The organism is Clostridia bacterium, assembly GCA_014360065.1.
Classification (GTDB): domain Bacteria; phylum Bacillota; class DSM-521; order Neomoorellales; family JACIYF01; genus JACIYF01.
In genome coordinates this window covers 1-6,372 of the sequence record JACIYF010000131.1, presented here as the reverse complement: position 1 = coordinate 6,372, position 6,372 = coordinate 1, and the positions used below count along the sequence as shown (strand labels likewise).

The following is a 6,372-nucleotide window of genomic DNA, read 5'->3' as shown; positions in this document are numbered from 1 at the left end:
TAGTCCCTGTGCGGAGCCAATTGTTGGCAAGCATTGGGCCAGGGCACCGGGTATCTCCTCGATTATCCGATCAATCCTGGTGGCCGGGGTGGGCCGGGCCCGCTGGCCGGCTGCCCGGTTGGCCCGAGCCGCAAGCCGAGCAGCCGCTTCCGGCGCCAACTCGCCGTGTACCAGGGCTGCTACCATTCCGGTTATGGTATCGCCGGTCCCGCCTATACATTCCAGCACTGGCAGGTTGGGCTCACCGATGCTGGCCAGGATCTGCCCGTCTTTGGCAATATGATCTATTGCCCCCTTGACCAGGAGAACCCGGGCGGCTCCCTTTTGCCGGTAGGCCTGGTCAATCAATTGGGGAACTTGGCCGATGTCGGTGTCGAAGAGATGCTGGTTGATATAAGCCGGGTGGACCGCCTCAGGATCGGCCAAAAAAGCCATCTCGGTAGCATCGGGGGTCAACACATCAAAACGAAAAGCCAATCCGGCCGCCTTGGCCGCATACATGGCGCCGGCGTCGGCGACCAGGGTGGGCCGGGCGGACAAGCGATCAATGGTGTCGATTAGCTCTCGCATTAATTGGATGTCTGGCAAGCAGTAATGCAAAGCTAAGACCTGCGGGGCTAGGCGACCCAGATTCTCGATGAGATAGCGGTAGATCTGCCTGCTTCCCTGGCCGGAACCGATGTCGCCGGCCAAGAGCACCTGAGGGGCCTCCAACCCCAGATGCTTACTGGTGACCAAGGCAGCGTTGACCATGGCGGTGGTTCCCTGGGTGCAGGGCAAGGCATGGCCGTCGATCACTAATGATTGGCCGTCAGCGGCTACCGGGCCTGTGATCAATGGAAGGTCGGGCAAGGGCACAGTGCCAACAATAAGGAGCATCTAGTGCCCTCCCTTCCAATGGGTTTTGGCTTCTTCCCAAGCCCGATCCAGCATCAAGGCGCACAAGGTGAACCCGATGTCCTCGGGGCGCGGAGCCTGGTCCAGCCTCCGTCCTACCAGCTGCAGGTGGAGATAAGGAATATCCGGGCAGCCGCCGCCGGAGGTATTGACGATGATCCCGGTGCTCCGGTGGAAGGTAAGCTTCATGTTGCCTACTTTGACCATGGTATATTCCCCGTAATCGGTTACCTTAGGCAAGGATACGAGTCCCCTTCCTCCGCTCCAAGGAACGATGTCTACAAATGGCACCTTGGATTTGAGCAGCCGGGCGATGCTGGGCTGCTCGTTTAGATTAATAGCCACCGCCAAGTCGCAGCCTTTACGCAGCTCCGGTGGTGGGGCTACCAACTTGCAGGAGTAGCCTGCCTGCTTAAGCACTTTTTCGGCTTCGATGGCTTCAGCCACACTGCCGAAGATTACTAGGCCGGTGAGGCCATCGACACCGCCCCCAGGCAATTCCTGACGCTTCTCCTTCTTTGCCCTGGTTTTTCTGATCGACCACTTCATCAGGCTGCCTCCCGCATCGAAAAGCCGATGGCGCCGGCGACGACCAGGCCGATGACTACGGCAATAGGTCCAAACTCCCCCACCCCTTTGGCGCTAGAAGCTAAGAGCCAGTTGTGGGCAAAAGCCGCCCCGGCCATCATGCCGGCGATGGTAATAGCCGCGTCCGCATCTCCCTCCGATGCCAGTACGGTTTGGCGCAAAGGACAGCCACCCAGAAGGGTGGCGGTGAGGCCGGCCAGCACCATGCCCAGGAAGTTCCACAGGGTATTGGTATGGGCAATGGGCTGATTGGCAAAGCCCACATGGATGGCGCCGGTGGCGGCGTTGACTATCAAGGCCCCTACGAAGAAGGCGGCGATGCCGCTGAATAAGTATGTATCTTTCACCAAAAACAAGTCACGCCAGCCGCCCACGAAGCACATCCTGGTCCTCTGGGCCAGAAAACCGATAACTAGGCCGGCCACCAAGGATATGACCAGCAGAGCGTGGGCCGCCCCCGGACCTTCCTGACTGGAAAATATGAACTTGGGCTTGACTATGGCTAAGAGCAGAAGCCCTAGCATAATAATGGGCCCGATCCATCCGGCTGCGGCATAGGCGGGGTGGCTCCGGCCCAGGTTGAAGCCCTGGCGCAAAAAGAAGATCCCGGCTAGGGCGCCCACCACTACCCCGGCTAGGCCGGCGATGGCATTTAAGTCACCTCCGGCCAGGCGCAGCACCGCTCGCACCGGACAGCCTAGGAATACCAAGGCTCCGATCATAAAAAAGGCGCCCAGGAGGAACCGAACCAGAGGCGCCGACCCACCTCGGGAGCGGAATTCGCCAAAGGCTAAGGCGGCGATAAAGGCGCCCAACGCAATGCCCATGATCTCGGGCCGCAGGTACTGGACTATGGCAGCCCGATGTAGCCCCAGGGCTCCAGTAATATCGCGATAAAAGCAGGCGATACAGACTCCCATATTGGGAGGATTGCCCAGGGTGCTCATCAGGGCTGCAACTGCCCCAAAAATAAGTCCGGCAATGATCATGCGGTAGCGAGGAGAAAGCTTACTCACCATATCAACCTCCCTTGTCTTTTAGCTGAGCCTTTGGCTTGGGCCACTGGCGGTTCGGGCGCGGCCATAGCCCCATACCAAATTAATGGTTCTGACCGCTTTTATGAATTCCTGTTATTATCCATATAAAACAATGTTATAATAATGGCCAGTCTATAAGGCATTCCTGGCTAGGAAAAGGAAGCTTGGGGCCCAAGTTCGTGTTGGTGAAAAGCAATAGCAGCGGTTTTTGGAGAAAAAGCCGATGGTGGAGGAAACGGTGATCGATATACTAGGATACATATAACGATTGGTTATATTTTAAGGCGACGCTCACCTCAGCTGGGATTGGTACCTTGCGAATCGGGAAATAAATGGATTGATCTGGAGGAGCCTGAGTATGAATCTGGCCCATTTGCGTACTTTCCTAGAAATAACCGAAGCCCGCAGCCTATCTCAAGCTGCAGCTCGCCTACATTTGACCCAACCAGCCGTAAGCAAGCAGCTGCAGGCTCTGGAGGAGGATCTGGGGGTCAACCTGGTGCTGCGGCGCGGGCGGGAGCTTGTGCTTACTGCCGAAGGGGAAAAGCTCAAGCAGTATGCGGAGCAGATCTTGCGCCTTTTGGAAGAAGCCCGAAGCGAGATCTTGGCCCAGTCTCGGGTAGTCCAAGGAAATCTAAGGCTTGAAGCCAGTACCATCCCGGGCCAGTATATCCTCCCTCAGTGCATTGCTGCCTTTCTCCGCCGGTATCCGCAAGTACAAATAAGCCTTGGCATCGGCGATACTGCCCAGGTGGTTGATAAGCTCTTGGCCGACCAAATCCACCTAGGGGCGGTGGGAGCGCGCATCCGCCATCCGGCCATAGGGATGACCAAGCTGGCGCCGGATCGCTTGGTGGTCATAGCCCCCGCTGATCACCCTTGGAGGAAGGGATCTACAGCTCCCCGGGGACTGGCCAGTCTGCCTGGCCCACCTCGTCCTGGCTGGGCGGATTTCCGGGCCGGTGTGGCTCGGCGAAACTCGGCGGCAGACACCGAGGCCAGCCCAGGGGAGGCCCGCGACTTGCCCGGGGTGCACCTGGAAGGTTGGATCAGGGTGGATGACCTAGTGGCTCAGCCCTTGGTCTGGAGGGAGAAGGGTTCGGCCACTCGGGCGGTGGTAGAGGAAAGGCTGGCTCAAGCCGGCATTCCTCCCGAAAAGCTCAAGGTGATTCACGAGATGGGCAGCACCGAGGCGGTGGTGCAAGCGGTGGAAGCGGGCCTAGGGGTTTCGGTGGTGTCGGAGTGGGCGGTAAGCCACCGGGCCCACCGGCGGCGGCTGCTGGTTTTTGCGCTGGAGGGCGTTTCCTTGGAGCGAGATCTCTACCTCATCTACCGCCGCCACCACCAGCGTAGCCGCCCCGAAGAAGCATTTCTGGCCTTCATCCGCCAACACCGCCAGCTGGTGAAATTGCCATTGCCTCTTTAATCGTAGTGTCTTACAATGTGAGTAAGAAAGGGGGCGTTTCATTATGGAAATTGTCCGCTTGTCCTCCAAAGGACAGTTGGTGCTTCCCAGAGATATCAGAGAGCGTCTTTCGCTAAAGCGCGGGACAGAGTTGAAAGTGGAGTTGACGGGCAGCAAGATAGTCCTAGAACCTGTTCATCAAGAAAGCGGAGCTAGTTGGCACCGTTGGAAGGGTGCGCTCCGAGGAAGGCAAGTCTTAGAGGAACATTTAGAGGAACATAGGCAAGAGGTGGCCCGGGATGATCAAAGTATTTGACGCCTACGCAGTATTATGTTGGATGCAAGAGGAGCCCGGTTCCACCTACATCGACTATTTGATGGAAGAAGCTGAAAAAGGGGCACTTGAAATCCATATATCAGCCATTAATGTTGGCGAAATCTTTTACCGTCTCATCAAGAGCGGTAATGGTAAAGATGCTGCCTCTTATGCCGATGCCTTTGCCCTGGCGCTGGCCAATGAAACCGGAGGCGAAATTGTTACCCGGGATCCCGAAATAGTTGAGGTTTGTAATGGGGGGAGTTTTCGCTTAGATCAAATACCTTTAGTAACCACCGCCACAGGCGAATAGATGGATTAACCCCATCATTTCTAGGAGTCTGGGGCACGGAGTGCACGCGTCCAGCCGCCGGAGCCGCTTTCTGCGGCCTGGACCAGCATCTTCCCGAGACTCACCCTACTCGCTCGGCGGTCAGGCGGCGGTCACTGATGGCGTGGCGGTAAAGGTCCAGGTAGCGGGCAGCCGACTTCTCCCAGGAGTAGTTGGCCTGCATAGCCCGGACCATCAGCTGGCGCCACTGGTCGGGTTGCTGGCGGTACATGTGCAAAGCTCGATCCAGAGCCTCCCACAGGGCGTTGGCCGAGTACTCCCGGAAGGTAAAGCCATTTCCAGCTTTGGGATTGAGGCTAACATCGATTACCGTGTCCTCCAGGCCTCCGGTGGCCCGCACCACCGGGATGGTGCCATAGCGCATGCTGATCATCTGGCTTAACCCGCAGGGCTCAAAGCGGGATGGCATAAGGAAAATATCGGCGCCGGCATAGATGCGCTGGGCCAAATTGGCATCAAAGCCGATGTGTACCGCTACTGATTCCCGATGCTGGAGCTGAAGCTGCGTAAATAGGCGCTGGTAGTAGTCCTCGCCGGTTCCCAGCAGCACAAACTGGGCTCCGGCTTGTATGAGGCGATTGATGATGCCAGCCACCAGGTCCAATCCCTTTTGATTGGCCAGTCGCGAGATTATGCTTACTACCGGCACGTTTTTCACCGGGAGGCCCATCTCCTCTTGCAGGGCGTTTTTATTGACGACCTTTTTGTCGGGATCTTCCCAACTGTAGTTTTGGATGATGCGGGGATCGGTGGCGGGGTCAAATTCATGGAAATCAATCCCGTTTAAGATACCGTAAAGGTGCTTGCCCCGCTTGCGCAACAAGCCATCTAATCCCTCGCCGAAGTCGGCGGTCTGAATCTCTAAGGCATACTTAGGGCTCACGGTATTGACCACATCCGCCCAAATGATGCCGGCCTTCATAAAGTTTACCCGCCCATAAAATTCCAACTGGTCGGGGGTGAAGAAAGCGTCGCTCAACCCCAAAAGCCTAAGTATTTCTTTAGGGAAATGTCCCTGGTATTGGAGGTTATGGATAGTAAATACGGTGGCTATGTCCTGGTAAAAGGGCTCATCCTGGTGTTTGACCCGCAGGTATAGGGGGATCAAGGCGGACTGCCAATCGTTGGTATGAATGACGTCGGGCTTAAAGTTGATGCGGGGCAACATGGATAAGGTGGCCTTACAAAAGAAGTCGTAGCGCTCGCCTTCATCGGGGAACCCGTATAGACCATCCCGGTAAAAGAAGCGGTAATTGTCCACCAAGTAAACTGGTACGGCCCTATGGTTGGGTTGGTTAGCGCCAGCATGGGGCAGTACCGGCAGCTGGGTTTGACGGATGACGGCGGTTTCGAAATGGCCGTCCATGTCCACGGCCAGATCGGTGACGTACTGAGCCTTTTCAATTTGCTTGTAGCGGGGCATGCAGATGCGGACATCGGCTCCCAGGCGGGCCAGAGCCTTGGGTAGCGATCCGGAAACATCAGCTAGACCGCCGGTCTTGGCTAAAGGAGAGACTTCCGGCGACACGAACAGCACCTTTAAGCGGTTCTGGCCCTGGTCCAAGTTGGCGCCGTTGCCATTGCCACGGCTGGTGGTATTGCGGATGCCATCCAGATTGACATCGGACTGGGTGTGATAATTCATCTTCTCTTCCTTTCTCTGTGCACTCGCCTCTGTGCATTCGCCTCTTCAGGCTTTTCCCCTCCCCCCCCGCTTGCCTGACGGCTCTCCGGCCAAGGTAAGGGATGTGCCCGCTAAGCTTGGTGGCCGGAGCGC

The 6,372-nt window shown here is 57.1% G+C and carries 7 protein-coding genes; 3 read left to right on the top strand and 4 right to left on the bottom strand.

What is annotated here, in order from left to right:
- The 3 genes from H5U02_13225 to H5U02_13215 all read right to left on the bottom strand — a co-directional run.
- On the bottom strand, window positions 1–879 hold an 879-nt coding region (locus H5U02_13225; protein ID MBC7343383.1), incomplete at its 3' end, for a sugar kinase.
- Window positions 880–1,446, bottom strand: a complete 567-nt coding sequence (locus H5U02_13220; protein ID MBC7343382.1) for a DUF3343 domain-containing protein — start codon at window positions 1,444–1,446, stop codon at window positions 880–882. It lies immediately after the preceding gene.
- On the bottom strand, window positions 1,446–2,504 hold the full coding sequence (locus tag H5U02_13215; GenBank protein MBC7343381.1) for a YedE-related selenium metabolism membrane protein: 1,059 nt from the start codon (window positions 2,502–2,504) through the stop codon (window positions 1,446–1,448). The genes H5U02_13220 and H5U02_13215 overlap by 1 nt, the downstream gene beginning before the upstream one ends.
- A gap of 376 nt (window positions 2,505–2,880) precedes the next feature.
- Between H5U02_13215 and H5U02_13210 the strand changes: the two genes are divergently transcribed.
- Genes H5U02_13210 through H5U02_13200 form a run of 3 tightly spaced genes read left to right on the top strand, consistent with a single transcriptional unit; the run spans window position 2,881 to window position 4,556 of the window.
- Window positions 2,881–3,948, top strand: a complete 1,068-nt coding sequence (locus tag H5U02_13210; GenBank protein ID MBC7343380.1) for a LysR family transcriptional regulator — start codon at window positions 2,881–2,883, stop codon at window positions 3,946–3,948.
- A 43-nt stretch (window positions 3,949–3,991) separates the two neighbouring features.
- Window positions 3,992–4,243 carry an AbrB/MazE/SpoVT family DNA-binding domain-containing protein gene (locus H5U02_13205; GenBank protein ID MBC7343379.1) on the top strand — a complete coding sequence of 84 codons (252 nt, stop codon included), beginning with the start codon at window positions 3,992–3,994 and terminating at the stop codon, window positions 4,241–4,243.
- Window positions 4,227–4,556 carry a type II toxin-antitoxin system VapC family toxin gene (locus H5U02_13200; protein MBC7343378.1) on the top strand — a complete coding sequence of 110 codons (330 nt, stop codon included), beginning with the start codon at window positions 4,227–4,229 and terminating at the stop codon, window positions 4,554–4,556. Before H5U02_13205 ends, H5U02_13200 begins: the two co-directional genes overlap by 17 nt.
- A gap of 100 nt (window positions 4,557–4,656) precedes the next feature.
- Here the strand turns inward: H5U02_13200 and glgA are convergent, their stop codons facing one another.
- On the bottom strand, window positions 4,657–6,240 hold the full coding sequence (gene glgA / locus H5U02_13195) for a glycogen synthase GlgA (GenBank protein ID MBC7343377.1): 1,584 nt from the start codon (window positions 6,238–6,240) through the stop codon (window positions 4,657–4,659).
- Between the last annotated feature and the right edge of the window lie 132 nt (window positions 6,241–6,372).